The following is a 25,892-nucleotide window of genomic DNA, read 5'->3' as shown; positions in this document are numbered from 1 at the left end:
GCAATATGGCGTCGGCCCTTGAAAAACGGATCGAGCCGCGCAAGTCACCTCGCGCGGCCCGGTGTCAGATTAGCCAGCAAGCCAAGCGTTGAAACGCTCGCTCAGCTCGGTGTCATGATCGGCCCAGAACTCAAAGTCATTGACCAGCGCGTTCTTCATATTCGCTTCAGCGGTGGGCATTTCGGGGCCCATTTCGGTCTTGCCGTCCTGATACAGGCCGACCAGCGGTGCTGAAGATTTACGTGCCGGACCGTAGGAAATCCATTTCGCTTGATCCGCAAGCTGCTGCGTGCTGGTCGCGAATTTCAGATATTCCTTAGCCTCTTTCATATGCGGTGCGCCCTTGGGGATCACGAAGAGGTCAAAATCCAGAACCTGACCGTCCCAGACGATCTTGAAGGGCTGGTTTTCGGCCACTTGGGCGTTGAAGATCCGCCCGTTATACGCGGTGGTCATGACCACTTCGCCATCAGCCAGAAGCTGCGGCGGTTGCGCGCCGGCATCCCACCAGACAATATCGCCCTTGATCGTGTCGAGTTTCTTAAACGCGCGATCCACACCTTCGGGGGTCGAGAGCACTTTGTAGACGTCCGCTGCGGGCACGCCATCGGCCATCAGCGCCATTTCCATCGTCGCTTTGGCGGATTTGCGCAGGCCGCGCTTGCCGGGGAATTTCTTGGTGTCAAAGAAATCGGCGATGGTGGTCGGGGAGCCTTCAACCTTGTCGGTGTTATAGGCCATGACCGTGGACCAAACGATATTTGCAACGGCGCAATCCGTGAGCGCTCCGTCAATGAAATCCTCCGAAGCAGGCGTTCCATCGGGTGCAGCGGCCAGATCGGTATCGGGATCAATCGGCTCAAGCAGACCTTCGTCGCACAGGCGCACGGCGTCAGATTTCTCGACATCGGCCACGTCGATAGAGACGTTGTTGGCCTCAACCTGCGCCTTGATCGGGGTGCCGGGGTTATCGGCGGCTTGCATATTCACATCGATGCCGGTCGCCTCGGTGAAGGGCTTGTTATAGGCCTCAACTTGGCTTTTCTCATAGGCGCCGCCCCAGGACAGGACGGTGACCGATTCAGCTTGAGCCGCAACGCCGGCAAGGCCGAACACTGCTGTACTCAAAATCAAGATCTTCTTCATGTGTAACTCCCAGTTGGTAGTATTTTACGACTTTTTTGTCGCTTGGCCGCTGGATTGCGGCAGGTCGCAGCAGCGGGTGCCGCTGCGATGTCTTTTACATCGGTTCAAGCGCGCGCGCGTCTTGCGGGTGCCAACCAATTTTCAGCGTCTCACCCGGTTTCAGGCGCACCTGATCCAGCGTGTTGCGCGATTTCATCACGAAATCATCCGAACCCGCAACCCGCATCCGGGTCCGCAGGATGTCGCCCATATAGATCACCTCAAGCACCTCGGCGCTGATCGTGTGCGAGCCTTCTGGCATCATGTCGGGCTTGAATTCCACGCGTTCCGGCCGGATCGAGACAAGGGTTTTCTGTCCTGCCTCACGGATATTGACCGCCGTTGCGTCGATGATCTCACCGGTTTCAAGTCGGACGGTGCAAGTATCGCCATTCAGGGTTTCAACAATTCCCGGCAGCTTGTTATTTTCACCGATAAACTGCGCGACAAAGCTGTTTTGCGGGCGTTCGTATAGTTCGTCCGGCGGCGCAAGTTGCTGGATGCGGCCATCGTCAAACACGGCCACGCGGTCCGACATCGTCAACGCCTCGCCCTGATCGTGGGTCACATAGACCACCGTGATCCCTAGCGAGTCATGCAAGTGTTTGATCTCGAACTGCATATGCTCGCGCAGCTGCTTATCAAGCGCACCTAGCGGCTCGTCCATCAAAACTAGCTTGGGGTCAAACACCAGCGCGCGGGCCAAAGCGATCCGCTGCTGCTGGCCGCCCGAAAGCTGCGCAGGGCGGCGATTAATAAATGCCCCCATCTGCACCATATCCAGTGCACGCTTGACCTTGGTTTCCCGCTCATCCTTGCCCATGCCGCGAACGTTCAGCGGAAAGGCAAGGTTCTCACCCACCGTCATGTGGGGAAATAGCGCGTAATTCTGAAACACCATCCCAATGCCGCGCTTATGCGGGGGCACATTATTGATGTTTTCTCCATCCAGCCGGATCTCGCCATGCGTGGCCATCTCAAAGCCTGCAAGCATCATCAAGCACGTCGTCTTGCCAGACCCTGACGGCCCAAGCATCGTCACGAATTCGCCCTTGCCGATTGAGAGATTGAGATCCTTTACGACGAGCGTTTCGCCGTCATAGCTCTTTTGCACGCGGTCGAAGACGACGAAGCCCTCGTCGTTATCAGCGTTGGTCAAATCGGGCACCCCGTTGGTTCTTATATTTGTTCAATTCCCGTGCACATGACTAAAACAAGGGCGCTTGCAGATTTCAACAGGTTTTTGGACTTAATCAAAATCAGCTGGGTCGCTTGCAGGAATTGCCTGAAAAATCATCGCTTTGCGCGCCAACTCGCGCAAGCCGTGACCAGCCCCTGCAAGCGCCGCGATCAATGTTGACCTTAGGTAAAATAGTGCGGACCCGCGGACCGTAGCGATCACCTAGCGCTTTGTCGGCATACAATATGCTCGCCAAATCGGGCATCGCGCGCAGCAACTCCCAACGCGCAGCAGGGCTAAGAGCGCGCAATGCGACGACGCCCGGCCAAAAGCTCTCGACCCAGATTCCTTGTGCCTGAACCAGCGCGTGGCGCGCCAGCAAGATGTGGGTGTAGTGCACCGCGCGCACCCCGCGCATGACACGCGCGCCACCCCAGCCACAGGCCGCCAAATGCGCAGCACGTCCCAACGCACCCGCCGGCCCGTCTTGCAACCAGACGCAATGCTGCCCCGACAGACGCAGCGGGGCGCGATTGCCCAAGGCCTGCGTGCGAAATTGATGAGGACGAAGGCCCGGTTCGCGCGCATCAATTCCTCGTGCGAAAGGCTGCGCGAGCCAGTCCAAAGCACGGGCATCGGCGGCCCGTCACGCGTGTTCACCAGCCCCCCCCGACGCAGAGATTCAACCGCGCGCGGCCCTGTGGGCATTACAATCTGGGTGCCTGCAACGAAACAAGGAATTTCCATCGCATTGAGCTGCGCGCGGTCGAAACCTGTGCGGAAGACACGCCCCTTAAAATAATGCTCTCACCATTGGGAAAACTAAGAACCGAATTGCGACCGCCATCATCGCTAACCTTAATGTCCCAAGCGTTGATCGGATTGCCATTGCCGTCGGTCAGGCCCGAGACGTCAAACTAATCGACCGTCTGCCCCGCCCCATCATCAGACATATCGAGATCGGAGACCGAATCGGTCCCGTCGCCATCGCCATAAATCAGCGTATCAGCGCCCGCTCCCGTCGCTATCTGATCATCGCCCGCACCACCCGCAATCGTGTCACCGCCTGCGCCGGCCTCAATCGTGTCATTGAGCGCCCCACCTTGTAGCGAGTCGGCATATTGCCCGCCCTGAATGGAATTTGCGTCATCGGGATCGTAATCTGCGCCGATAGTCGTTGCGTAAGTCGCTGCATTGGATGAACTGATCTCGTGTATCTCAGAGACGCTGTAAGTCACCCCCCGGCTGGATCGGCTCCGACGTGACAACCCCATCAATCGTGCCGCCAATTTCAATGACATTGGCATAGACGACCGTGCCATCTGGGGCGCTAAAGGTAAAATACGCCTCAGAATAGGCTTGGCCAGATGCAATAGCATTGCCCTGCGCATCTTCGACTGTGGCGCTCTGATCGCTATCATCGCCAACCTCATCATTGCAGGTATCACCGTTCAGCGTGTTATCATTATCGCTAAGGGTGAACTTTCGCGCATCGGTTGAAGCATCCCAGCCCGGATCAAGCATGACGCGGGACCCGACGAACAAAATGTTGCCGGCCCCCTCAACGACAAAGTCGCCCCCGAAATACCCAATGGCCTCATAGGTCGCCATGATTACAACAGCCCTTATCGCCCTTGCCACCCTAGCAAGAGCCCCCGAGGCCATCATTGAGAAAAACTACAAAAACCAAGCTAATCGATTGCAAACAATGGATTAACTTTGATTCAAATCCATTCAACCGGTGTGAAAAAATGACGAAGGCCCGAACGGAATGCGTCCGGGCCTTTCGGCAAGTCTGGTGCGGTCGAGAAGACTCGAACTTCCACGGGTGTTACCCCACAGCGACCTCAACGCTGCGCGTCTACCAATTCCGCCACGACCGCACAGTCTAGGCTTGGTGAGGCGCGTCTTAGCCAAAGCCTCGCGCGATGGGAAGGGGGTATTTCGGCTTGGGCCATAGTTTTTTTGAACGCAGCGCGCGGGCCGAGGCATGTTTCCTGACCCGCGTGCAAGATTTCGGCGTTACTGCGTGGCGCCCGTTGTGACCAGATCGGCTGCCATATCGACAAAACTGGGCGCACCTGACGCCGCCGGAACCGGGGCCGCTTGCGTGTGACCGTTGATCATCAGCGCGGCCTTGCGGATCAGGCCGTTGCGTTCAGGCTGCGCGGGGGCAAAGACCGGCGTGGCAGCGGCGCTTTTCTCGTACCAGCCCAGCGCCAGATCGCGGCGTTCTTGCGTGCCGATGCCGCGCACCAAGTGGTGACCGATCAGCTCGCCATAGCCGTCTTGGCCCAGCGCGCTGAGAACCAAAGCCGAACCCATCGCTACGCCCATATCATCGGTGCGATAGCCGACCGACAGACAGATTTTGGAAGTGCCCGTTAGTTGAGCGGGGCTCATACCCGAGCCTGCAACAAAGGCTTTGACCTTATCAATCACCACCTCGCGCGGGCTTATCCCGGCTGAGGCAACCTCGGATTTAAGCAACGCGCCGAAATCACGGCATTGGGCGGTGACCTGATCAGGCGTGAAGCCCGAGATTTTCGCTGCCATCGCCTCACCGCTGTCGATTGCATAGCCGCGCGCAAGGCAGAACTGCTCGCCCAGTGCCTGATCAGCATCGCTTAGCGCGGCTTCGGTCATGAACCCGCCGTTGGACGAGGTCACAAGCCCGACCTTGGCGCAATAAGAGGCCAGCGAAACTGTGGGTGCTGCAGCCGCAAACGAAGGCATCGCGGGGGTCGCTGCCGTCGCAACTTGCGCGGCAAATGCAGGCACCTGCGGTTGCATGGTCGAGGTCATCACCGTGTCGGGCAGCCCCTGAGGCTGCGTGGACAGGTTCGAGCCGGGCGCACCTGCCATCACCGGTGCCGTCTGATCAAGCTTTTGGCAGATCGCCTGACGGCAGGTGAACATCGCAGGCGTGGCGCCTACAGCTTGGAAATCGTTGCGCTCATAGCCTTGCGGCGTCGAGGCAAAGATCCGCACGACGCAATTATCGCCATTGCACCAGAACCCCTGCCCCAGAACCGAGGTATCCAGCAGGTAATCGGTGCGCCCATCGGCATTCATATCGGCCAGTTGTACAAAGCCCGCCCGCGCGATCAGTTGATCGGGCTGCACATTCGAGTTGCGCGCAATTTCAAACACGGCTTCCGACACCTCGGGGGGCAGGCCACCAATCGTGCCGCCAGCGTAGGTCTGCGCCCCCCCACCGCCCAGCATCTGCTCGCGGGTTTCGATTAGCAAACCGCGCATCCCTTGGGGATGGCCCGAAACGGTTTGCGCCACGGCAGAGCCGCCCAACCGCGCCTTTTGATAGGCGGTGGTCAGAATAGTGCGTTCCATTTCCCCCAGCGTGCCGGTGATCGGGAACTTCATGAACGCCTGATATTGCGACACACCCGAGCGCGAATTGCGCCCCAGCACTCCGTCAGGCGTGCCCACGTTCCAGCCGAAATGGTTAAGCGAGGTCTGCACTTCGCGATTTTGCTCGCGCTGCGCCGAGGACATCGTGGGCTTCTTGTAATAGCGCTTGGTGACCGTGCGGGGCGTCGTGGTGCGGCGATTGCGATTCGCCTCGTTGACGATGGCACCGCCGATGATGCCACCGATCACGCCGCCAACGATATCAGATCCCCCCGCAGCAACCGGACCCACCGGCCCAAACGTGACGGCCAGCGACAGCGCGCTGATAACTAAAGCCTTATGTTTCATCTCTTGATCCCCCGATCCCAAAATTTCGGCCTTGCTTTTTGATCAACAAAGGCCATTTTCGCAGCGCTAGGCGGTTCCGCCGATTGTCGAGAATGCCATGCACGCGTCACGATTGTGTGAATTTTGGCGCGCGAATCGTATTTATGGCAAGCAAAATTGACGCCGAGTAAGGGATTCCAGCCTCAGAAAGGGTGAAGACATGGTCGAGTGGCGCATCAGCGAGGCTCCTGTGCATTACGGCGAGGCGCTCGCATTTATGGAGGCGCGCGTGGCACAGATTTCCGCTGGTGAGGCGGATGAAATGATCTGGCTGCTCGAACATCCACCGATTTATACGGCGGGCACCTCGGCCAAGCGCGCCGATCTTGTCGATCCTGATCGCTTCCCGGTCTACGAGGCAGGACGGGGCGGGCAGTATACCTATCACGGGCCGGGGCAGCGCATCGCCTATGTAATGCTAGACCTGAATAAACGTGGGCGCGATGTGCGCAAATTCGTGCATCAGCTCGAGGAATGGGTGATCGCGGCACTGGCCGAATTCAACGTCACTGGCGCAATTCGCGACGGGCGTGTTGGGGTCTGGGTGACGCGGCCGGAAAAGCCGCTGGGGGCCGATGGCACACCCGCCGAAGACAAAATTGCCGCGATCGGCGTCAAGCTACGCCGCTGGGTCAGCTTTCACGGTATTTCGATCAATGTAGACCCCGATCTCAGCCATTTTGAGGGAATCATTCCCTGCGGGATTCGCGATCATGGCGTGACCAGCCTTGTCGATTTAGGTATTCCCGCGACGATGGCCGATCTCGACATAGCTTTGGCCGCGACATTCCCGCGCACCTTCGGGGACAAACCCGCTCACGCGCGATAAATTTACTGACATCACCCCCGATTTGCGTGTTAAGAACGCCTTCAAGACAGCGTGACTGTCTGTGAAAGCCGGGTCGGGAGGATCCGCAACACTCACATAGAACAAGGATTACGCGATGAAACTTAGCCTGATTGCCACGATCACTGCCATCGCTCTGGCTGGCCCTGCTTTCGCGCAGGACGTCGCCAAAGGGGAAAAAGAATTCAAGAAGTGCAAAGCCTGCCACTCCATCACTGCCCCCGATGGCACTGCGATCTTTAAAGGCGGCAAAGTCGGCCCGAACCTGTATAACGTCGTCGGCCGTCCGGTCGCGTCGGAAGAAGGTTTCAAATACAAAGACGGCATTAAGGAACTGGCCGCGACCGGCGCAGTCTGGACCGTCGAGGACCTCGCCGCATACATGACCGATCCATCGACCTATCTCGAAGAGAAGACCGGCGATCCCAAAGCCAAATCAGGCATGACCTGGAAGCAAAAGAAGCATCAGGCCGATATCGCCGCCTATCTTGCTACCCCCGAGGTCTCGCCTGGCAACGCGAGCTAAGCAGTGCTCAACCGCTTGCAAACGAACAAAAGGCGGGTCTTTTGCCCCGTCTTTTTTTTGTTGAAATCGCTGCGATAGGCGCAACCACATGCAGATATTCAAGAATCTGCACAAATGATCCCGCCCCTGCGACAATTTTTCACGCTTGCGTGTCCTGAATTGTTGCGATGGGCGCGAATACCCCATAACGTCACCCTATTCAGGCCCATGGGAGGGAGACCCCGGCCTGCAGGGAGATATGGGAGTTTACTATGGCGGACGCAGCCGTTCACGGCGAAGGTGAGCATGAAAGCCGCGGGTTCTTTACCCGCTGGTTCATGTCCACCAACCACAAAGATATCGGTATCCTTTACCTGTTTACGGCAGGTTTTGTTGGCCTGATCTCGGTTCTATTCACTGTCTATATGCGCCTCGAGCTGATGGAGCCCGGCGTGCAGTATATGTGCCAAGAGGGCGCGCGTTTCATCGCGAACGCGGCCGAGGAATGCACCCCAGACGGACACCTTTGGAACGTGATGATCACCTATCACGGCGTTCTGATGATGTTCTTCGTGGTGATTCCCGCGCTGTTTGGCGGGTTTGGCAACTATTTCATGCCGCTCCAGATCGGTGCGCCGGACATGGCGTTCCCGCGGATGAACAACCTTTCCTACTGGTTGTATGTCGCAGGCACCTCGCTGGGGATTGCCTCGTTGCTGGCACCGGGTGGCGGTGGTGGCATGGGCTCGGGCGTGGGCTGGGTGCTCTATCCACCGCTTTCGACCAATGAAACCGGCTATTCGATGGATCTGGCGATCTTTGCCGTGCACGTTTCTGGCGCAAGCTCGATCCTTGGCGCGATCAATATGATCACCACCTTCCTGAACATGCGCACGCCGGGCATGACGCTGCACAAGGTGCCGCTATTTGCCTGGTCGATCTTTGTGACCTCCTGGCTGATCCTGCTGTCTCTGCCGGTTCTGGCAGGCGCAATCACCATGTTGCTGATGGATCGCAATTTCGGCACCACCTTCTTTGATCCTGCGGGCGGTGGCGATCCGATCTTGTATCAGCACATCCTGTGGTTTTTCGGACACCCCGAGGTGTATATCATCATCCTGCCGGGCTTTGGCATCATCAGCCACGTCATCGCGACCTTCTCGCGCAAGCCGGTCTTTGGCTATCTGCCGATGGTCTATGCGATGGTGGCGATTGGGGTGCTGGGCTTTGTCGTCTGGGCGCACCACATGTACACGGTGGGGCTGTCGCTAACACAGCAAAGCTACTTCATGGTGGCGACGATGGTGATCGCGGTGCCCACGGGCGTGAAGGTATTTAGCTGGATCGCGACGATGTGGGGCGGTTCTATCCAGTTCAAGACGCCGATGCTTTGGGCACTTGGCTTCTTGTTCCTGTTCACCATCGGTGGCGTGACGGGCGTTGTGCTGTCGCAAGCCCCGCTAGATCGCGTCTATCACGACACCTATTATGTTGTGGCACACTTCCACTATGTGATGAGCCTTGGCGCAGTCTTTGCGATCTTTGCCGGGATCTATTTCTGGATCGGCAAGATGTCGGGGCGGCAATACCCGGAATGGGCGGGCAAGGTGCATTTCTGGGCGATGTTTATCGGCTCGAACATGATCTTCTTCCCGCAGCACTTCTTGGGTCGTCAGGGCATGCCGCGCCGCTACATTGACTACCCAGAGGCCTTTGCCACCTGGAACTATGTCAGCTCGATCGGTGCGTTCATCTCGTTTGCCAGCTTCATCTTCTTCATCGGCATCGTGTTCTACACGCTGTTCTTCGGCAAGCGCGTGACCGAGAACAACTACTGGAACGAATATGCCGATACGCTGGAATGGACCCTGCCCTGCCCGCCGCCCGAGCATACGTTCGAACAGCTTCCCAAACGTGAGGACTGGGATCACGCCCATTCCCATTAGCGGGGCTCCCGTCTCCTGAACTTGAAACGGCCCCGAATCAATTCGGGGCCGTTTTTGTTGTAACCCGCGCGTGACGCTTTGCGGGGCCTGCAACCCGCGTTAGTCTGAAAGCCCGCGTGACCGAGAGAGTCAATGCCGTATCGCTGGATCGAAACCGCCCCCACCGAGGGGCAGGCGGATGCCACCGCAACCGAGCTGCATTTGTGGCCCTACCGCTCTTTGCCGCGCAAAGGGTTTGTGATTTTCATCGTAATTTTCGTCACACTGATCAGCCTTCCGCTGTTTGCGGTGCTTGGGCGCGTGGAAATGTGGTGGCTGTTGCCCTTCATCATCGCCACCGTAGCCGGCGTTTGGTGGGCGATCTCACACAGCTATCGCACCGGAGAAGTGCGCGAGGTACTATCATTTGGCCCGCAAAAGCTGCGCCTGATCCGCCGTGATCCGGGGCGCGCATCTGTGCGCGACTGGGAGGCCAATGTGCATTGGGCACGCGTTGAGATGCACGCGAAGGGCGGGCCGGTGCCGAACTACCTTACGCTGCTCGGCGGCCCGCGCGAGGTTGAGATTGGCGCGTTTCTGACCCCCGAGGAACGGCGCGAATTACATGGCGAATTGACCCGCCATATCGCCAAGGCGAGCGCGCCGAATCCGCTCTAGCGCCTAAACCTGCACACCCACACCGGGGCCGGAAATCAGCAGACATTCATAGGTTTTCTCAATCTTGAATGCGGCTTGGCGCGCCCAAACAGCGCTGTCGCTTTCGGTGAAGTCCCCGCTTTCAGCGTCCCCACCAGCTCTGCGGCAAAGGTGTCATCATAATTGCGAATCTCGACCTCATAGGCCGCAGGAATCTTGCGCGCACGTGCCTTGGTCGCGCGGCGAGGCACGGGGGGGGCCGCACAAAGATAGCCGAGCTCCCCGCCGGCAACGCTGGAGGGGAACTGAAACATTTGCCGATCGGGTAGCTGCGTTTGATATCGTCCAGCCCAGCAGTGGGCACGCAGGCGCCAAGCAGCGCCGTAGCGCCCAACACGCGCGGCTTTAAACGGTTGAAATTATCTCGACCCCCTCACTCACACAGTCGCAAACTGCGAGAGCGACCGCCCTCGCCCGCCAGTTTACGAGGCGAGGCGATCTTTGACCTGCGGGCCGACTTTAGAAAAATCCATCTGTCCGGTGTATTGCGCTTTCAGCTCGCCCATGACCCGGCCCATATCGCGGATCGAATCTGCGCCGAGCTTGGCAATCGCGCTATCAATAGCCGCTGCCACCTCGTCATCGCTGAGCTGACGGGGCAGGAAATCTTCGATCACCGCGACTTCCGACAGCTCTTTTTCGGCCAGTTCCAGCCGCCCGCCCTCTTCATAAGCGCGCGCGCTTTCTTGGCGCTGCTTGACCATTTTTCCCATGATCGCAAGCACTTCAGGATCACCGACGGTGCCATCACCCTCGCCTTCTGATCGCATCGCAATCTCGCGGTCCTTGATCGCCGCATTGATCAAGCGCAGCGTCGAAAGCCGCTCGCGGTCCTTTTCCTTCATCGCTGACTTCAGCGCCGTTGCGATCCGTTCACGCATTTGCATAACCTACGTCCTTTATGCAGCAAGACGTCAGAATAGCCGCTTTGCGAAATGCACACAACCGCTGCAAATCGTTGATTTTGTTGATAAATACAAATCTCTCGCTAGCCCTTGACCCGCGCGTGGCGCGCGCCTAAGTTCCGTCGAATTTTGCCTCGGGGAGTCGCGCCATGCCTGCAAGTCAGACTGCATCGGAAAAACCCACCGCATTGATCGCGCTGGCGGATGGACAACTCTTTTATGGTCGCGGATTTGGCGCAACCGGTGAAACGGTCGCCGAGTTGGTGTTCAACACTGCGATGACGGGCTATCAGGAAATCATGACCGATCCGTCCTATGCGGGTCAGGTCGTGACCTTTACCTTTCCCCATATCGGCAACACGGGCGTGAACCCCGATGACGATGAAACCGGCGATCCGGTGGCGGCTGGCATGGTGGTCAAATGGGACCCGACCGAGCCGAGCAACTGGCGCGCAAGCGAGGATCTGGTGGACTGGCTGGCAAAACGCGGCCGCATCGGTGTGGGTGGCGTTGACACCCGCCGCCTGACCCGCGCGATCCGTCAGCAAGGCGCGCCCCATGTCGCGCTGGCCTATAACCCCGACGGCGAGTTTGACATCGAAGCGCTGGTGAAAAAGGCGCGCGATTGGTCGGGGCTTGAGGGGCTGGATCTGGCCAAGGACGTGACCTGCGCGCAAAGCTATCACTGGGATCAGATGCGTTGGGCTTGGCCTGAGGGCTACACCGCAGCCAAGGGCAATGACCTCAAGGTTGTCGCGATTGATTATGGCGCAAAGCGCAACATCCTGCGCTGTCTGGCCTCTGCGGGCTGCGATGTGACTGTGCTGCCCGCAACCGCGACCGCCGAAGATGTGCTCGCGCTTAATCCCGATGGCGTGTTTCTGTCCAACGGTCCGGGCGATCCGGCGGCAACGGGCATTTACGCGGTGCCGATGATCAATGGCGTGCTGGATGCGCAATTGCCGGTTTTCGGGATTTGCCTTGGTCACCAGATGCTGGCGCTTGCGCTGGGGGCCAAGACGATCAAGATGAGTCACGGCCATCACGGGGCCAACCATCCAGTGAAGGATCTGACCACCGGCAAGGTTGAGATCACCTCAATGAACCACGGCTTTACCGTCGATAGTCAAACGCTGCCTAAGGGGGTCACTGAAACGCATATCTCGCTGTTTGATGGCTCCAATTGCGGCATCGCGCTGCAAGATCGCCCGGTCTTCTCGGTGCAACACCACCCCGAAGCCAGCCCCGGCCCGCAAGACAGCTACTACCTGTTTGAACGCTTCGCCGATGCGATGCGCGCCCGCAAAGCCGGTTGAATTCGTGGCATTTTTGCGCCCTCTCGGTGCGAATGCCACGCAATGCCCTTGATGCGTTAACCCCCCGTTAACCCTGCGTCCGCATGTTGAGTGCGGGACAGTGGTTAGGGGCGACTCATGGCGCAGGCCAAGGCAAGTATCGTGGAACCGTTTGAAAGTGTCGCACAGGATGCGCCGCCGCTTTCGTCGCTGCAAAACGTAACGCCCGCGCCACGTCGGCAGCGGGTGCTCCCGAAATCTCATTCGGGGCCAGCGCTGCGCACGCCGCTGGGCCAAATCCTGCTGGAAATGGGCGAGGTCGAGCCGGGCAACCTGCTTAAGGCACTTGCGCTGCGTCAGCGGGAAGACGTGCGGCTTGGGGATATTCTGCTCACCCATGGTTGGGTTGATGAGCCCGCCTTGATGGCCGCTTTGGCCCGGCAATGGCAGGTCTCGGGCGTTGATCTGACGCGCGAGCACCCCGACCCGCGCTTGATTGACGCGCTTGGGGCAGAGCTGTGTCTGGCGCAGGCGATGGTGCCTTGGCGTCAGATCGGCGGGCACACCGTCATCGCCACTGCGCGCCCCGAAAGTTTTGCGGCCCTGAAATCCGAATTGCCCGCCAAGTTTGCGCCTTATCGCATGATGCTGTCCCCCGAACGCGAGGTGCATGAAAGCCTGCTGCGCCGTCGCCAAACCGCGCTGATCCGGCGTGCCGAGGTTAAGGTCGATCTTGCCGAAAGCTGCCGCACCCATAATGAGGCCCGTGCCGCCCGGATCGCGATGGGGTTTGTCATCTTTGCTTTGCTCGGGCTGTGGTTCGCGCCGCAATGGATTTTAGGGCTGCTGTTTGGCTGGGTCATGCTGACCTTGATCGGCTCGATGGGGTTAAAGCTGATGGCCTTTGCCGCCGAATTTAGTGCCCAGCGCAAGGTCGACTCGCGGCCCATTCCAGCGCCCCGTCCAAAGGCGGGCCCGCCGCCGCGCCTGCCTATTATTTCGGTGATGGTGCCGCTGTTTCGCGAAAACGATATTGCCGCGCGGCTGATCGAGCGGTTAGGGCGGCTGAACTATCCACGCGAATTGCTGGATGTCATTCTTGTCGCCGAGCAAAGCGATGCAATCACGCGCGACGCTTTGGCGCGCGCGCGCCTGCCGCGCTGGATGCGGGTCGTGAGCGTGCCCGACGGCCCGATCAAAACCAAGCCGCGCGCGCTGAATTACGCGCTAAGCTTTTGTCGTGGCTCGGTGATTGGCGTGTGGGATGCCGAGGATGCGCCAGATCCCGATCAGCTCCATATCGTAGCGCGCCACTTCGCCCAGGCACCTGCTGATGTGGCATGCCTGCAAGGCATCCTCGATTATTACAATCCGCGCACCAACTGGCTGTCGCGCTGTTTCACGATCGAATATGCAACTTGGTTTCGGATGTTCCTGCCGGGACTCGCGCGGCTTGGTTTCGTGGTGCCTTTGGGGGGAACGACCCTGTTTTTCCGCCGCGACGCCCTAGAAAAACTGGGCGGATGGGATGCCCATAACGTCACCGAAGATGCCGATCTGGGCGTGCGTCTGGCGCGCCACGGCTATCGCACCGAGCTGATCCCCGCCGTCACCTACGAAGAGGCCAATTGCCGCGCCATCCCGTGGGTCAAGCAACGCTCTCGCTGGCTCAAGGGCTATGCGATGACGTGGTCGGTCCATATGCGCAACCCGCTACAGCTTTGGCGCGATCTTGGCACCAAACGCTTTATCGGCGTGCAAATCCTGATCCTTGGCTCACTGTCGCAATATATACTCGCCCCGGTCCTGTGGAGCTTCTGGATCACGCTGTTCGGGCTATGGCATCCGATTGCGTCGAACATGCCAGCCGTTCTGTTTTGGCCGATGATGGCGCTGTTCGTGGCGTCAGAACTGATCAATATCGCCGCTGGCATGTGGGCCGTGCGCCATGAGGAACACCGCCATCTGATCAAATGGGTGCCCTCGCTGCATCTCTATTTTCCGCTTGGCGCATTGGCGGGATGGAAGGCGATTTATGAGGTGATCGCGATGCCGTTTTACTGGGACAAAACCCATCACGGCATCTTTGACACCGCGCAATCGCATGATGCGTTAGGGCCAGCACCGAGCGAGACAAGCCTAATTCCGGCCATCGCCTTGGTCAGTGACCGGATGTCACAACCTGCCCCGCGCACCGTACGCGCACCGCTGATTGATTAAAGGTAGGCGGCCTAAAGAGCCTCGGCCCAGTGGCCAGCCGTGCCATGCCCCGCCGCATCCAGCTTGAGACGGGTCTCAAATGCGCGCGAGATATGGGCACGCAGCGCCGATGCTGCAGCCTCTTCGTCGCCCTCGCGGATCGCATCAACAATGGCCTGATGTTCGTCAAGCGCGGCCTTGCCCCGCCCCTTCACGCCAAGCGATGTGGTCGCCAAAAGCGCCATCGAGCGGTGTACAAGATCAAGCTGCTGCACCAGATAACGATTATGTGAGGCCAAATGGATCTGGTGATGAAAGCGCCGGTTGGCACGGCTCAGCGCCTCGGGGCTGTTCAATTGGCCGCGATCCTCATCGATCATGTTTTGTAACACACGCACCTCTTCGGGGGCTGCATGTTTGGCGGCCAGTCGCGCGGCCAGCGCCTCTAGCTCGGCGCGCACGACATAAAGTTCCGCCAGCTGGTTGTGATCAAGTGAGGCTACGATCAGCGAGCGGCCATCACGCGCCAGCATCTGCTGCGTTTCAAGTCGTTGCAGCGCCTCGCGCACGGGGGTACGTGACACGCCGAACCGATCAGCCAGCTCAGATTCCACTAAACGGTTTCCGGGCCGGTAAATCCCCGCGTCGATCGCTTCAAGAATAAGCGTGTAGGCGTCTTTTTGCATCTGTCCTGCCTTGCGTCTTTTGGCAGATTAGGCCCGCGTGGACGCCTAAGACAAGCAGATTGCACCTGCGCGCCTCTCGGCCTACCTTTCGTGCCATGAGCACACATGACTTTTTGCAAGTGACTGACTGGGTCTTTGACCTCGACAACACGCTTTATCCGCCCTCGGCGCGGCTGTTTGACCAGATTGAAATGAAGATGACCGATTTTGTGATGCAGGCACTTGGGGTTGATCGCGCCCATGCCGATCACCTGCGCGGGCATTACTGGCAGCTATATGGCACCACGCTTGCCGGGCTGATGCACGAACATGGCGTCGATCCCGGCCCCTACCTGACCGAGGTGCACGAGATTTCGCTGGATCATCTGCAACCCGATCCGGCCCTGCGCGCAGGCATTGCAGCCCTGCCCGGTCGGCGGATCGTGTTCACCAATGGCTCGGCACCCTATGCCGAGCGGGTTCTGGCGGCGCGCGGTCTGTCGGGAATATTTGACGGGGTTTACGGTGTCGAACATGCCGAGTTTCATCCCAAACCCTCGGCGCAGGCTTTTGATACGGTCTTTGCGAAGGCAGGGATCACGCCCGCGAAAGGTGCGATGTTCGAAGATGATCCGCGCAATTTGCGCCACCCTCATGCGCTGGGAATGCGCACGGTGCATGTCGCGCCCAATCGCGGCCCCGATGATCACATCGAGTTTCACACGGATGATCTGGCGGCTTTCTTGACGCATATGGCGCAAAAGTGACGCTGCGATCACGAAACTGCGACATTATGGCGCGCGTTGCGCTATATAAAATATATCCACCTCCCGTTAAGCCCTAGCGGGCTATCAGGGAGATAGCGAAGGGAGATTCGACAATGAACACCATCACGGCCGAGTCTGGCGTTACGGCCTCTGTTGCCGACACCCATGACCACTCCGACGACAAAGCGCATGTGAAACCGCGCACGATGTATTTGATCGCATTTCTGGTAGTCGCGATTGCTGCTGGCTTGATCGCGACGATGGGCCTTGGCGGACTAATCCTTTGGGGCGTTGGTGCAACCTGGATCATGCTGGCCTTGCTGGTGGTGATGACAGCAGGCAGTTGACCTGACCCGCTGAGCGCAGCCAGTCTACGACTTGAGAGCAGTGTTTCAAATGCGGCCCGACCAGATCGTTCGCGGCCGTTTTTGTTGTAGAGCGGCGCTGCGACAGTCTGGGTAATGGCGACAGCCCCGCGCCCATGCTATCAAGAAAGCGCTACTTGTCTTTAGCGCATCATAGCCTCTGGAGATCCTCATGAACGCAGCCATCGTTCCACAGCCCAACAAAGGCGCGCTATCGCTTTATCTCGTCGCAGCTCTGATCGTGGCCGGGTTAGTATTTGGCACGCTGCTGCTTGGTCTGTTGGGCACGACCGTTTGGATGGTCACGATGACCTTTGTGGTTTTCGCCGTGCTTGTGGGCATCTCGTTTAGCTAGGCCGGCATCGCAACTTTACCCAAACGTCGTCTAAGGGTGGCTTTCGGTGATTGCAGACGCGACCCAATCGGCGCAAATTGGGGGCGTCTTAGACCGGGGTTTTCCATGTCACAACCATGCCACATCCAACACACCGACATCCTGATTTCCGGCGGCGGAGTAGCAGGCCTGACTGCGGCTGCGGCCTTTGGTGCGGCGGGATTTACCACGATCTGCGTCGACCCCGCACCGCCAGTCACCTCGGAGGGCGATGACGGCGCAGATATGCGCACGACCGCGTTGCTGCACCCCTCGCGCAAACTGCTTGAGGCAGCCGGGCTTTGGGCGCGCCTGACACCCTATGCCGCGCCGTTGCAAATTATGCGCATCATTGATGCAGGCGGCGAGAAATCCGAGGCGCGACTGTCGCGCGATTTCGATGCTGCCGATCTGTCGGACGAACCGTTTGGCTGGAACTTTCCCAACTGGTTGCTGCGCCGCGAAATGGTGTCCCGGCTTGCGGAAATCCCGCAGGTCGATTTCCGCCCCGGCGTCGCAACGACCGGGCTGGTAACGCGCGAAAGCGGGGCGGAGGTCACGCTGAGCGATGGCAGCCATGTGCGCGCCCGGCTGGTGGTTGCCGCCGACGGTCGCAACTCGTTTATCCGCGAGGCGGCGGGTATTCCCGTCAAAACAACGCATTACGGCCAAAAGGCGCTGGCCTTTGCGGTCACCCACCCGATCCCGCATGGCAATGTCTCGACTGAAATCCATCGCTCGGGCGGGCCGTTTACCTTGGTGCCGCTGCCCGATCGCAACGGTGTGCCCTCGTCAGCCATCGTCTGGATGGAGCGCGGGGCCGAGGCCGAGCGCTTGGCCGCCCTGCCCGTCGCGGAGTTCGAAGCCGCGATGCTGGAACGTTCGACCGGTATTCTTGGGCCGCTTACGCTGGAAACGCGCCGCTCAGTTTGGCCGATGCTGACGCAGATCGCGCGTCGCTTTAGCGCCCAGCGCGTGGCCCTGATCGCCGAGGCCGCCCATGTCATCCCGCCAATCGGGGCGCAAGGGCTGAACATGAGCCTTGCCGATCTATCCTATCTGCTTGAGCTGTGTGACCGCGATCCGGCGCATTTGGGCGAACCCGCGATGCTGGATGCCTATCACCGCCGTCGCTGGCCCGAGGTGAAGGCGCGCGAAATCGGCATTGATTTTCTTAACCGTGCCTCGATGGTACAGGCCCGCCCGTTGCGCGATCTGCGCGCGGGGGTTTTGGGCGCGCTTTATTCGCTTGGACCGGTGCGCAAATCCTTGATGCGCGCGGGACTTGGCGTCAAATAGCGCCGCTGCTCGGGGTTTGACGCAGCCACGGCCCGCGCCAGAATCGGCGCATCATCAGCGCACCCGCACAGGCCAGCCCCAGCACCAGCCCAAACCACAGCCCAACCCCGCCAAAGCCCAGCGGAAAGGCCAGAGCATAACTTGCCGGAATACCGACCAGCCAATAGCTCAGCACTGCCATCCACATCGGCACACGCGTATCCTGCACGCCGCGCAACAGGCCCAACGCCATCACCTGCATCAGATCAAATAGCTGAAACACTGCCGCGACCATCAGAAAGCTCACGCCGCTCGCGATAATCTGCGCGCTTGCGGGATTGGCGCGATCCAGAAACAGCGCGGTGAGCGGCCCGCCCAATGTGATGAACAGTGCCACCGTCGCCAATCCATAGACCAGCGACAAGCCGATGACCGCCAGCGCCCCGTCGCGCAGTAAACGCTGATTGCGCGCGCCATGCGCCCGCCCTGCGCGCACCGTCGCCGCATTGGACAGCCCGACATGCACCATGAACGCGATGGAGGTAATTTGCAGCGCGATCCCATGGGCGGCCAGTTCGACCGTGCCAATCCAGCCCATCATCAGCGCCGATGCCTGAAACATCGAGCCCTCCGCAACAGAGGTCAGACCCACCGGCACGCCCATTTTCAGCACGAGCCAGAAGGCCTCCCAATCGGGGCGCCAGAAGCGGGCGAATAGCTCGATATGCGTCAAACCGGGCGCGCGCGCAGCATAATTCGCCTGCGCAACAAGGCTCAGGCAAGTGACAGTGAGCGAGGCAATCGCCGCACCGCGCACGCCCATTTCGGGAAATCCCCAATTGCCGAAAATCAGCAACCAGTTCAGCGCGATATTGACCCCGATACCCGCCAGCGTGATCCAAAGCAGAACTTGTGTGCGCTCTTGCGCGGACAGGTAAGAGCGCAGCACCATCATCGCCAGCGCAGGGGCCAGCGCAAAGCCAAGGATACGCAGATAGTCCTGAGCGAGGCTCGCGATTTGAGGTTCCTGACCCAGCATTTGCAGGATCGCGCCGGAATACCACGTCACCGGCAACACCGCGATTCCATACAGGATCGACAGCCAGATCCCCATCCGCGTGTCGCGGCGCGCCTGCACCTCATCATCCGCGCCAAGGCTGGCCGAGACCCGCCCCATAACCGCCAAAGCGATGCCATTACCCAGCATAAACAAAGAGAAAAAGAACGACGAGCCGAGCACCAACGCCGCCAATGCCTCGATCCCGTACCAGCCCACCATCACCGTATCGGTGACGTTGAGCATCATCAGCGCAAGGTTGGACCCAATCAGCGGCAAGCCAAGCGCAAGGATCGCGCGCAGGTGGCGCGTGATCGGCATCGGGGAGGCTGTGGTCGGGAATTGCGCGCTCATCCAAGTTCGCTAGACGCGCGCGCAGGCCCGGTCAAGAGTTGGGTCAGTCTTCCTCGACGACCTTCTTGCCGGTGATCATCGGGCCAACAAGGTTTTCGCCCTTCCACCGCTTGTAAAACAGGATCGCGGAGATATGCACGCCAACCACGATCAGCAGCAGTTTCGAGATAATACTGTGCAGCTTCACCGACAGGTCGCTGATGCTACCGGGCACATATTGCGCCAAGGGGCCGACATTGATGTAATCCTTAGGATCAGACATCAGCCCGGTCGCGATCTGCGCGATCAACAGGCCCAAAATGATAAAGACCGACCACCCCCCCATAGGGTTGTGGCCGATCCAGTTTGACGGCTCGCGCGAGGGCAGATGGCGCAGATAGGCCACCACCTTACCCGGTCCGAACAGAAAGCTTGAAAAGCGCGCGGTGCGCGTGCCCACAAAGCCCCAAATCAGACGGACGCCCACCAGCCCCGCAATGAAATAGCCAAAATAGAAATGCCATGTCATCTGGTTCGGCCCCCATTCCCCCAAGCCCCAAGAGCCGGCGAATGCCAGCACCAGAAGCCAGTGGAAAGAGCGAACGACCGGGTCCCAAACCTTGACGGTCCGGGTTTTGGGGGAGGTAGTGTCACGCATCGTGCTTATCGCCTTGTTGCTTACTTCGCGCGGAAATCGTCATGGCAGGCCTTGCACGCGCCGCCAAGTTTGCCAACTGCGGGCTGAAGCGTCTCAAGACTACCAGCCGCGGCAGGCATTGCTGCGGCCGCCTCGTGCAACCCGGTCGCTTTGGCCATGAAATCATCGCCTTTTTCCCAGATCGCGGGCAATGCGCTGGTTTTGCTGCCCAGATCATCGGTCGAGGTGCCCGACATGAAGAGCGGCGAGACATCAACCTTGGCAAGGGCTGCAAGGTTGTCAGCAGCGACCTTGGCCTTGGCCGCATCAAATTCCATTTTGCCCTGAGCCATCGGTGCCAGTACCGCCATCTGCGCGCCAAGCATATCAAAGTAGCCCTGACGAGCCTTGACCGCATCTTCGGGCGATTGTGCTGCGACCATACCGGCGGGCAGAACGAAGCAAAGGGCGAGGAGGGTTTTACGCATGATAGTCTCCCAAAAGGTTTGATTTCAGATAGTTCCCGTTTCGCATGTTACACGAACGCGTGAAACTCTAAAAACATATCATTTGTGCGCAGAAGCACATGCGGCGTGCTGACGCTGGCGCAAAGCATTTGATTTTACGCGATTTTCCGCCGAGTGCGCGGAATTTCATCACCAGTACGACGGAAACCCTTCGACGCCTCGTTTGAATGGGTTCGTGCAGGTTTCCGGGCGCGTCATCCGCGCCTGCGCACTGGCTTTCGTGCCACGAAATCGACCAGTGCGGCACGACCGGAATGGCCCGCGCCCTCGTCCAGATCGCCATCATAATCGGCTTGATGCAGCACATCCCAGCGCGGAAACGCGCCATGCAGCAAATCCAGATCGTAAAGCTGCTCGACCACGCCCGGCCCGCCCGTGCCATAGCGCGGCTGGCGTCTGGCAAAGCCATGAATCAATACCAGCCCACCGGGTTTGAGTGCCCGGGCGAGACCGTCAAAAATCTCGGCGCGAAACGCGGGATCGGCGAATTGGATATAGCAGGCCAGAACCGCGTCATAGCCTGCCTCTGGCCAATCATACCCACGCAAGTCCGCGTCGATGAAATCAAGCGCCACGCCGCGCTCTCGCGCCAGTTTATGTGCCTTTGCAAGGGCATTGGGTGCCGCTTCCAGCGCGGTCATTGCCACACCCTGCTCGGCCAGGAACACCGCGTTGCGCCCTTCCCCCTCGGCAATCGAAAGCACCTTGGACCCCGGCGCAATACGCCAAGCCTGCGCCGCCACAAAGGCGGCGGGCGCTTTGCCGTAAACATAGTCCTCACCTGCGAACCGCGCGTTCCAACTCATCGTGACCTCCTGCGTAAGACCTGATGAGATGGAGCGCGATTGCGGTGTGACAAGAACACGGAATCGAGACTATGACGCAGAGGGTGCCTTTCTCGCCGTTTTTCGCTGGTCGGGATGCAGCGACGCTCCCAAAATGTGATCGGCGGAATGCACCACATGGCTGGCATTGCCAACGATCAGTGGGTCGGGGCCTGACGCGATCTCATAATCCTTATCGGGATAGTCCAGCGTCGACAGGAAATGACGCATGCAATTGAGCCGTGCGCGTTTCTTGTCGTTCGATTTGACGATGGTCCAAGGCGCATCGGCGGTGTCGGTGTAAAAGAACATCGCCTCTTTTGCCTCGGTGTAGTCATCCCATTTGTCCAGCGAGGCCAAGTCGATCGGCGACAGCTTCCAGCGTTTGAGCGGATCGGTTTCACGTGATTTGAACCGCGCGCGCTGTTCATTCTGCGTCACCGAGAACCAGTATTTATACAGCCGGATCCCCGAGCGCACGAACATCCGTTCCAATTCTGGGGTCTGGCGCATGAATTCCAAGTATTCGCTTGGATTGCAGAACCCCATCACCCGCTCAACACCAGCACGGTTATACCAACTCCGGTCGTAAAAGGTCATCTCGCCAGCCGTGGGCAGATGGTCGATGTAGCGCTGGAAATACCATTGGCCACGCTCTTCTTCGGTCGGCTTATTGAGCGCCACGACACGGGCAAAGCGCGGGTTAAGATGTTCGTTAAAGCGCTTGATCGTGCCGCCCTTACCCGCCGCGTCACGCCCTTCAAACAGAATCACAAATTTCTGGCCCGTCTCAAGCGCCCATTTCTGGACCTTCAGCAATTCAGCCTGAATCTGCGCCTTTTCGTGTTCGTATTGGGCGCGCTTTAGCTTGCTACGATAAGGATATTTGCCGGTTTCAAAGGCCAGTCGAACGGCATTTGGATCAACGCGCGGAAAACGTTGCGGACCTTTCTTGGCCTGATCGCCCGCTGCGATTGCAGGATGGGGATCAGCCGGATCTGCTGGCTTCTCGAAGACGCTCGTGGCCTCCGTTGCCAAAGTCGTCACGGATTTTGCGTTGGCGTCTTTAGAATTGGTCACGGTTTCATCCTTCATGCGCATCCCTCCTGTTCGAAATCAGTCGTCAGACTAAAGCAAAGCCCCGTGATCTGCCTTGATACGCATCAAAAATATCGCACTTGGGGCTATGCAACGGCTCCGAAAAGCCTCCATATCACTCAAAAGTGGAGAATCGGATGCTTACAGTCTACGGAAACTATCATTCCCGCGCGAGTCGCACGCTTTGGCTGCTTGAAGAAACCAAGCTGGCGTTCAAGTTGACGCGTGTGGTGCAGGCCAACCGCTTTAAAGATCCGCTCGCACCCGATGCGCCGCTCAACACCCGCTCGCCCGAGTTTCGCCGCCTCTCGCCGATGGGCGCGATCCCGGTGCTGGAAGACGACGGGCTGATCTTGTCAGAATCACTGGCGATCAATCTGCATCTGGCGCGCAAGGCAGGTGGGCCGCTTGCCCCAGCCAATGAACGTGAACTTGCCCTGATGGAGCAATGGGCACTGTTCTGCGCCACTTGGATCGAGGCAGATTCGCTTGCGCTGAGCTTCGTGTATCGGCGTAAGGAACAAGACACCGAGGACGGGCGCAGCGAAATCGCGCGCTTAACCGCCAAGCTTGTCCGCCCGCTTGAGGCGCTAGAGGCCCATCTGGAAGATCACAGCCATATGGTCGGCGGGCGTTTCACCGTGGCCGATATCAATACGGCCGAGATTCTGCGCTATGGCACCGATCATGCGGAATTCCTTACCCCTTATCCGCGTCTCGCCCAATGGCTGAAGTTTTGTCACGCCCGCGCAGGGTTCCGCGCGATGTGGAGCAAGTTCCAAGCCGAACCGGTATAAGCGCGAATCGTGCTCAAGCGATCAGGCGATTCGCTGGCACGTTCTCCCGCCAAAAACAGGCATTGCTCGTCACTTGGGCAATTGCTCAGCCTTAGCCTAGCCTTTTGGTCAGGTTGCCCTGCACACTCAGTCGGGAATTCCTCTATCGACCCGAATTCTTCTTGGTAAACGCACTTCCCTTACGTCAATGTAGGGGAGTGAAAAGATGTGGAGTTCGGAGATGTCGGGCCTTCTGGCGTATGGGATTTGTTTACTTGCAGTGCTTGGGGTGATTGCAAGCGAGCGCTTCCTGAAGCCAGTGTCTGATAGGCGCGTGACCCTGCATGGGCCAACTATCTTCCTTGGTGCCATGTGCTTTGTCGCTACTGCGGCAGCTTGGGTTCTTGCGTTGCGTAACGTCTCTATGGCGCAAAATGCGGGTTCTGCATCACTTTTCACATTGTTGGCGCTTGTGACGATTGGTGTGCTTTTGTTCGGTGGAAAACGTGCCGTGCTTGAGTCGCTCGGGATAGCCATGGCTGTGGGGTCGATGTTGCTAATGTCGAGTATTGCCTGATCGTTGTTGATCCGTAGGGGTGGGGCCCGCGGTGATAACGGGGGCGGAGGGGCGTTCTTGCCCCCCCGCCCCTACCTGCTGTATCTGTGGTTCAACAAACCACAAGAGGATGCGAGCATGGCCGACGATCTTTTGACGCCCAAAACCGATAGCTATGACGCGTCCTCCATTGAGGTGCTCGAGGGGCTGGAGCCCGTTCGCAAGCGTCCCGGCATGTATATCGGCGGAACGGATGAGCGTGCGCTGCACCATCTTGTCGCCGAGGTCCTTGATAACTCGATGGATGAGGCGGTCGCAGGCCACGCCACGCGCATCGAGGTTGAATTGTTGGCGGATTACTCGGTTGTCGTGCGCGACAATGGCCGTGGCATCCCGATTGATCCGCATCCGAAATTCCCCGGCAAATCCGCGCTTGAGGTGATCTTGTGCACGCTGCATGCGGGTGGGAAATTCTCGGGCGATGCCTATGAAACCTCAGGCGGTTTGCACGGCGTTGGCGCCTCGGTCGTGAACGCGCTTTCAGACGTGATGATCGTGCAAGTTGCGAAAAACAAAGAGCTTTACGAGCAACGCTTTTCGCGCGGCATCCCTGACGGCCCGGTGCAAAAGATCGGCGCCGCCCCCAATCGGCGCGGCACCACCGTGACCTTCCACGCCGATGAGCAGATCTTTGGTCATCACCGCTTCAAACCCGCGCGGATGATGAAGATGGTGCGTTCCAAGGCCTATCTGTTCTCGGGCGTCGAAATTCGCTGGAAAACCGAAATAGACGATGGTGAGACACCCACCGAGGCCGTGTTCCATTTTCCGGGCGGTTTGTCGGACTACCTGACCGAGACTCTCGGCGGTGCCAGCACCTATGCCGATCGCCCCTTCGCCGGGAAGGTGAAGTTTCAGGAAAAATTCGGCGTGCCCGGTCAAGTCGAATGGGCAATCAACTGGACGCCGTCGCGCGATGGCTACATCCAGTCCTACTGTAACACCGTTCCCACCCCCGAGGGCGGCACCCATGAGGCCGGGTTCTGGGCTGCGATTCTCAAGGGGATTCGCGCCTATGGCGAGTTGGTGAACAACAAAAAGGCCAGCCAAATCACGCGCGAAGACCTGATCACAGGGGGCTGTGCGCTGGTCAGTTGCTTTATCCGCGAGCCAGAATTTGTCGGCCAAACCAAAGACCGCCTTGCCACCGTCGAGGCCCATCGCCTTGTCGAGGGCGCGGTGCGCGATCACTTCGACAACTGGCTGGCCTCGGATACGAAATCGGCCGGTGCGATTCTTGATTTTCTGGTGCTGCGCTCGGAAGAGCGGCTCAAGCGGCGTCAGGAAAAGGAAACGCAACGCAAAACCGCCACCAAAAAGCTCCGCCTGCCCGGTAAGCTGGTCGATTGTTCGGCCACCAACCGCGCCAATACCGAGCTGTTTATCGTCGAGGGTGACTCGGCAGGCGGCTCGGCCAAGATGGCACGCGATCGCAAAAATCAGGCGCTGCTACCGCTGCGGGGCAAAATCCTGAACGTGCTGGGCGCAGCAAGTTCCAAGCTGGGCACGAACCAAGAAATTAGCGACCTGACGCAGGCTTTGGGCGTGGGTCTGGGCACCCGATTCAATGTCGATGATCTGCGCTATGACAAGATCATCATCATGACCGATGCAGATGTCGACGGTGCCCATATCGCGGCCCTTTTGATGACCTTCTTCTTCACGCAAATGCGCCCGATGATTGATCAAGGCCATCTATATCTGGCCTGCCCGCCGCTTTACCGGCTGACCCAAGGGGCGAAGCGGATTTACGTCTCCGATGATGCCGAGAAAGAAGAGATGCTGGCCAAGGGACTGGGCGGCAAAGGGAAAATCGACGTGCAGCGCTTTAAGGGCTTGGGCGAAATGGACGCCAAAGACCTGAAAGACACCACGATGAACCCCGAAACCCGCAAACTGATCCGTGTCACCATCCACGACGACATGCCCGGCGAAACCGACGATCTGGTCGAGCGCCTGATGGGCAAGAAACCCGAACTGCGGTTCCAGTATATTTCCGAAAACGCGCAGTTCGTGGAGGAGTTGGATGTTTGAGGTAGTAATTTGATTAGAAAATTCA

Annotated in this window: 24 protein-coding genes, 1 tRNA gene and 2 pseudogenes; 13 read left to right on the top strand and 14 right to left on the bottom strand. The window is 58.9% G+C overall.

The genetic code is table 11. The features are described from left to right. Positions 1–69: 69 nt before the first annotated feature. The 7 genes and pseudogenes from ACN0SD_RS14505 to ACN0SD_RS14475 all read right to left on the bottom strand — a co-directional run bounded on the left by ACN0SD_RS14505 (position 70) and on the right by ACN0SD_RS14475 (position 6,085). A complete protein-coding gene (locus ACN0SD_RS14505) occupies positions 70–1,146 on the bottom strand; it encodes an ABC transporter substrate-binding protein (RefSeq protein ID WP_417808945.1) in 1,077 nt (358 codons plus the stop codon). A 94-nt stretch (positions 1,147–1,240) separates the two neighbouring features. Continuing rightward, complete coding sequence (locus ACN0SD_RS14500; protein WP_417808944.1) at positions 1,241–2,344, bottom strand: ABC transporter ATP-binding protein; 1,104 nt, start codon at positions 2,342–2,344, stop codon at positions 1,241–1,243. 100 nt (positions 2,345–2,444) lie between these two features. Continuing rightward, positions 2,445–3,073 (bottom strand): annotated as a pseudogene (locus ACN0SD_RS14495) (Hint domain-containing protein). Between the two features lie 209 nt (positions 3,074–3,282). Continuing rightward, positions 3,283–3,603, bottom strand: a complete 321-nt coding sequence (locus ACN0SD_RS14490) for a calcium-binding protein (protein ID WP_417808943.1) — start codon at positions 3,601–3,603, stop codon at positions 3,283–3,285. Next, complete coding sequence (locus ACN0SD_RS14485; protein ID WP_417808942.1) at positions 3,584–3,976, bottom strand: hypothetical protein; 393 nt, start codon at positions 3,974–3,976, stop codon at positions 3,584–3,586. The genes ACN0SD_RS14490 and ACN0SD_RS14485 overlap by 20 nt, the downstream gene beginning before the upstream one ends. A gap of 185 nt (positions 3,977–4,161) precedes the next feature. Next, positions 4,162–4,248, bottom strand: a tRNA-Leu gene (locus tag ACN0SD_RS14480). Positions 4,249–4,387: 139 nt separating this feature from the next. Beyond that, on the bottom strand, positions 4,388–6,085 hold the full coding sequence (locus tag ACN0SD_RS14475; protein ID WP_417808941.1) for a peptidoglycan-binding domain-containing protein: 1,698 nt from the start codon (positions 6,083–6,085) through the stop codon (positions 4,388–4,390). Between the two features lie 193 nt (positions 6,086–6,278). On the opposite strand from ACN0SD_RS14475, the pseudogene lipB reads away from it, so the two are divergent. The 4 genes and pseudogenes from lipB to ACN0SD_RS14455 all read left to right on the top strand — a co-directional run. Continuing rightward, positions 6,279–6,953 (top strand): annotated as a pseudogene (gene lipB / locus ACN0SD_RS14470) (lipoyl(octanoyl) transferase LipB); the annotation flags it as partial. A 115-nt stretch (positions 6,954–7,068) separates the two neighbouring features. Then, positions 7,069–7,497, top strand: a complete 429-nt coding sequence (locus ACN0SD_RS14465) for a c-type cytochrome (protein ID WP_417808940.1) — start codon at positions 7,069–7,071, stop codon at positions 7,495–7,497. Positions 7,498–7,748: 251 nt separating this feature from the next. After that, positions 7,749–9,422, top strand: a complete 1,674-nt coding sequence (gene ctaD, locus ACN0SD_RS14460) for a cytochrome c oxidase subunit I (protein ID WP_417808939.1) — start codon at positions 7,749–7,751, stop codon at positions 9,420–9,422. A 132-nt stretch (positions 9,423–9,554) separates the two neighbouring features. Then, positions 9,555–10,079 (top strand): DUF2244 domain-containing protein, encoded by a 525-nt coding sequence (locus ACN0SD_RS14455; protein WP_417808938.1) that lies wholly within the window; start codon positions 9,555–9,557, stop codon positions 10,077–10,079. Positions 10,080–10,540: 461 nt separating this feature from the next. On the opposite strand, the gene ACN0SD_RS14450 is transcribed toward ACN0SD_RS14455, so the two are convergent. Beyond that, positions 10,541–11,005 carry a GatB/YqeY domain-containing protein gene (locus tag ACN0SD_RS14450; protein ID WP_417808937.1) on the bottom strand — a complete coding sequence of 155 codons (465 nt, stop codon included), beginning with the start codon at positions 11,003–11,005 and terminating at the stop codon, positions 10,541–10,543. A gap of 167 nt (positions 11,006–11,172) precedes the next feature. Between ACN0SD_RS14450 and carA the strand changes: the two genes are divergently transcribed. Both carA and ACN0SD_RS14440 read left to right on the top strand, forming a co-directional pair. Beyond that, positions 11,173–12,339 carry a glutamine-hydrolyzing carbamoyl-phosphate synthase small subunit gene (gene carA, locus ACN0SD_RS14445; protein WP_417808936.1) on the top strand — a complete coding sequence of 389 codons (1,167 nt, stop codon included), beginning with the start codon at positions 11,173–11,175 and terminating at the stop codon, positions 12,337–12,339. Between the two features lie 117 nt (positions 12,340–12,456). Then, positions 12,457–14,538 carry a glycosyltransferase family 2 protein gene (locus tag ACN0SD_RS14440; RefSeq protein ID WP_417808935.1) on the top strand — a complete coding sequence of 694 codons (2,082 nt, stop codon included), beginning with the start codon at positions 12,457–12,459 and terminating at the stop codon, positions 14,536–14,538. 11 nt (positions 14,539–14,549) lie between these two features. Here the strand turns inward: ACN0SD_RS14440 and ACN0SD_RS14435 are convergent, their stop codons facing one another. Continuing rightward, entirely contained in the window at positions 14,550–15,203 is a 654-nt protein-coding gene (locus tag ACN0SD_RS14435) for a GntR family transcriptional regulator (protein WP_417808934.1), read from the bottom strand. Positions 15,204–15,298: 95 nt separating this feature from the next. Here ACN0SD_RS14435 and ACN0SD_RS14430 point away from each other — a divergent pair, with 95 nt between their 5' ends. The 4 genes from ACN0SD_RS14430 to ACN0SD_RS14415 all read left to right on the top strand — a co-directional run bounded on the left by ACN0SD_RS14430 (position 15,299) and on the right by ACN0SD_RS14415 (position 17,986). After that, positions 15,299–15,949 carry a pyrimidine 5'-nucleotidase gene (locus ACN0SD_RS14430; RefSeq protein WP_417808933.1) on the top strand — a complete coding sequence of 217 codons (651 nt, stop codon included), beginning with the start codon at positions 15,299–15,301 and terminating at the stop codon, positions 15,947–15,949. Positions 15,950–16,062: 113 nt separating this feature from the next. Next, positions 16,063–16,296, top strand: coding sequence for a hypothetical protein (locus ACN0SD_RS14425; protein WP_417808932.1), 234 nt, complete (start codon positions 16,063–16,065; stop codon positions 16,294–16,296). Between the two features lie 190 nt (positions 16,297–16,486). Beyond that, positions 16,487–16,669, top strand: a complete 183-nt coding sequence (locus ACN0SD_RS14420) for a hypothetical protein (protein ID WP_417808930.1) — start codon at positions 16,487–16,489, stop codon at positions 16,667–16,669. Positions 16,670–16,774: 105 nt separating this feature from the next. Continuing rightward, positions 16,775–17,986 (top strand): UbiH/UbiF family hydroxylase, encoded by a 1,212-nt coding sequence (locus ACN0SD_RS14415; protein WP_417808928.1) that lies wholly within the window; start codon positions 16,775–16,777, stop codon positions 17,984–17,986. Here the strand turns inward: ACN0SD_RS14415 and ACN0SD_RS14410 are convergent. From ACN0SD_RS14410 to ppk2, 5 genes are all read right to left on the bottom strand, one after another. Next, on the bottom strand, positions 17,979–19,376 hold the full coding sequence (locus ACN0SD_RS14410) for an MATE family efflux transporter (RefSeq protein ID WP_417808927.1): 1,398 nt from the start codon (positions 19,374–19,376) through the stop codon (positions 17,979–17,981). The genes ACN0SD_RS14415 and ACN0SD_RS14410 overlap by 8 nt on opposite strands. 43 nt (positions 19,377–19,419) lie before the next feature. Further along, entirely contained in the window at positions 19,420–20,013 is a 594-nt protein-coding gene (locus ACN0SD_RS14405; protein WP_417808926.1) for a cytochrome b/b6 domain-containing protein, read from the bottom strand. Between the two features lie 20 nt (positions 20,014–20,033). Beyond that, entirely contained in the window at positions 20,034–20,480 is a 447-nt protein-coding gene (locus ACN0SD_RS14400; protein ID WP_417808925.1) for a c-type cytochrome, read from the bottom strand. Positions 20,481–20,713: 233 nt separating this feature from the next. Then, positions 20,714–21,325 (bottom strand): SAM-dependent methyltransferase, encoded by a 612-nt coding sequence (locus ACN0SD_RS14395; protein WP_417808924.1) that lies wholly within the window; start codon positions 21,323–21,325, stop codon positions 20,714–20,716. A 69-nt stretch (positions 21,326–21,394) separates the two neighbouring features. Further along, positions 21,395–22,438: a polyphosphate kinase 2 gene (gene ppk2 / locus ACN0SD_RS14390; protein WP_417808923.1), complete on the bottom strand. Its 1,044-nt coding sequence runs from the start codon at positions 22,436–22,438 to the stop codon at positions 21,395–21,397. A gap of 140 nt (positions 22,439–22,578) precedes the next feature. Here ppk2 and ACN0SD_RS14385 point away from each other — a divergent pair, with 140 nt between their 5' ends. From ACN0SD_RS14385 to parE, 3 genes are all read left to right on the top strand, one after another. Continuing rightward, the gene (locus ACN0SD_RS14385) at positions 22,579–23,238 is read left to right on the top strand and encodes a glutathione S-transferase family protein (protein ID WP_417808922.1); all 660 of its coding nucleotides are present in this window, start codon (positions 22,579–22,581) and stop codon (positions 23,236–23,238) included. 220 nt (positions 23,239–23,458) lie between these two features. After that, positions 23,459–23,794 (top strand): hypothetical protein, encoded by a 336-nt coding sequence (locus ACN0SD_RS14380; protein ID WP_417808921.1) that lies wholly within the window; start codon positions 23,459–23,461, stop codon positions 23,792–23,794. 117 nt (positions 23,795–23,911) lie between these two features. After that, a complete protein-coding gene (parE, locus tag ACN0SD_RS14375) occupies positions 23,912–25,867 on the top strand; it encodes a DNA topoisomerase IV subunit B (protein ID WP_417808920.1) in 1,956 nt (651 codons plus the stop codon). Positions 25,868–25,892 lie beyond the last annotated feature (25 nt).

This window comes from Thioclava sp. (assembly GCF_048263065.1).
GTDB lineage: Bacteria > Pseudomonadota > Alphaproteobacteria > Rhodobacterales > Rhodobacteraceae > Thioclava.
Note: the sequence above shows the minus strand (reverse complement) of the source record. Positions and strands in the feature narration are given on the sequence as shown.

Coding starts and splice junctions, on each gene's coding strand:
- ACN0SD_RS14505 (WP_417808945.1), bottom strand. CDS start 1,146: ATGAAGAAGATCTTGATTTTGAGTACAGCAGTGTTCGGCCTTGCCGGC.
- ACN0SD_RS14485 (WP_417808942.1), bottom strand. CDS start 3,976: ATGGCGACCTATGAGGCCATTGGGTATTTCGGGGGCGACTTTGTCGTT.
- ACN0SD_RS14475 (WP_417808941.1), bottom strand. CDS start 6,085: ATGAAACATAAGGCTTTAGTTATCAGCGCGCTGTCGCTGGCCGTCACG.
- ACN0SD_RS14465 (WP_417808940.1), top strand. CDS start 7,069: ATGAAACTTAGCCTGATTGCCACGATCACTGCCATCGCTCTGGCTGGC.
- ctaD (WP_417808939.1), top strand. CDS start 7,749: ATGGCGGACGCAGCCGTTCACGGCGAAGGTGAGCATGAAAGCCGCGGG.
- ACN0SD_RS14455 (WP_417808938.1), top strand. CDS start 9,555: ATGCCGTATCGCTGGATCGAAACCGCCCCCACCGAGGGGCAGGCGGAT.
- ACN0SD_RS14450 (WP_417808937.1), bottom strand. CDS start 11,005: ATGCAAATGCGTGAACGGATCGCAACGGCGCTGAAGTCAGCGATGAAG.
- carA (WP_417808936.1), top strand. CDS start 11,173: ATGCCTGCAAGTCAGACTGCATCGGAAAAACCCACCGCATTGATCGCG.
- ACN0SD_RS14440 (WP_417808935.1), top strand. CDS start 12,457: ATGGCGCAGGCCAAGGCAAGTATCGTGGAACCGTTTGAAAGTGTCGCA.
- ACN0SD_RS14435 (WP_417808934.1), bottom strand. CDS start 15,203: ATGCAAAAAGACGCCTACACGCTTATTCTTGAAGCGATCGACGCGGGG.
- ACN0SD_RS14430 (WP_417808933.1), top strand. CDS start 15,299: ATGAGCACACATGACTTTTTGCAAGTGACTGACTGGGTCTTTGACCTC.
- ACN0SD_RS14425 (WP_417808932.1), top strand. CDS start 16,063: ATGAACACCATCACGGCCGAGTCTGGCGTTACGGCCTCTGTTGCCGAC.
- ACN0SD_RS14420 (WP_417808930.1), top strand. CDS start 16,487: ATGAACGCAGCCATCGTTCCACAGCCCAACAAAGGCGCGCTATCGCTT.
- ACN0SD_RS14415 (WP_417808928.1), top strand. CDS start 16,775: ATGTCACAACCATGCCACATCCAACACACCGACATCCTGATTTCCGGC.
- ACN0SD_RS14410 (WP_417808927.1), bottom strand. CDS start 19,376: ATGAGCGCGCAATTCCCGACCACAGCCTCCCCGATGCCGATCACGCGC.
- ACN0SD_RS14405 (WP_417808926.1), bottom strand. CDS start 20,013: ATGCGTGACACTACCTCCCCCAAAACCCGGACCGTCAAGGTTTGGGAC.
- ACN0SD_RS14400 (WP_417808925.1), bottom strand. CDS start 20,480: ATGCGTAAAACCCTCCTCGCCCTTTGCTTCGTTCTGCCCGCCGGTATG.
- ACN0SD_RS14395 (WP_417808924.1), bottom strand. CDS start 21,325: ATGAGTTGGAACGCGCGGTTCGCAGGTGAGGACTATGTTTACGGCAAA.
- ppk2 (WP_417808923.1), bottom strand. CDS start 22,438: ATGAAGGATGAAACCGTGACCAATTCTAAAGACGCCAACGCAAAATCC.
- ACN0SD_RS14385 (WP_417808922.1), top strand. CDS start 22,579: ATGCTTACAGTCTACGGAAACTATCATTCCCGCGCGAGTCGCACGCTT.
- ACN0SD_RS14380 (WP_417808921.1), top strand. CDS start 23,459: ATGTCGGGCCTTCTGGCGTATGGGATTTGTTTACTTGCAGTGCTTGGG.
- parE (WP_417808920.1), top strand. CDS start 23,912: ATGGCCGACGATCTTTTGACGCCCAAAACCGATAGCTATGACGCGTCC.